Genomic DNA, 365 nt, shown 5'->3' on the forward strand with positions numbered 1-365 from the left:
TGTGCCTGTTGCACAACCTCTCAAATATAATTCAAAATTTTAAGTTTTGGATGAAAGTTCTTATTTTTAGGGATGCAAGGCAAAAAAGACTATCAAGAGAAACTGTTCAACAATTTTCAGTTAAGTGTTCGCGTACCAGAGCACAATTTCTACCGCCGTTTAAAAGGGGCATTACCATTAGATTTTCTGTATTGGGAAACCAAGGGCTATTATGGCAGCAGTGGCCAAAAGAGCATTGATCCCGTGGTGTTCTTTAAGCTGTGCCTGGTAGGGTATTTAGAAAATATCACCAGCGACCGCAAGCTTATAGAGCATTGCAGCATGCGTTTGGACATCCTGTATTTTTTGGGCTATGACATCGATGA

General features: G+C 40.3%; 1 protein-coding gene. It reads left to right on the plus strand.

Features of this window, described 5'->3' with window-relative positions; all coding sequences use genetic code 11:
* Positions 1 to 72: 72 nt before the first annotated feature.
* The coding region (locus DKT72_RS18040; protein ID WP_162623386.1) for a transposase at positions 73 to 365 on the plus strand (293 nt) is incomplete at its 3' end.

This window comes from Confluentibacter sediminis, from assembly GCF_003258355.1.
In the GTDB taxonomy this organism is placed as follows: domain Bacteria; phylum Bacteroidota; class Bacteroidia; order Flavobacteriales; family Flavobacteriaceae; genus Confluentibacter; species Confluentibacter sediminis.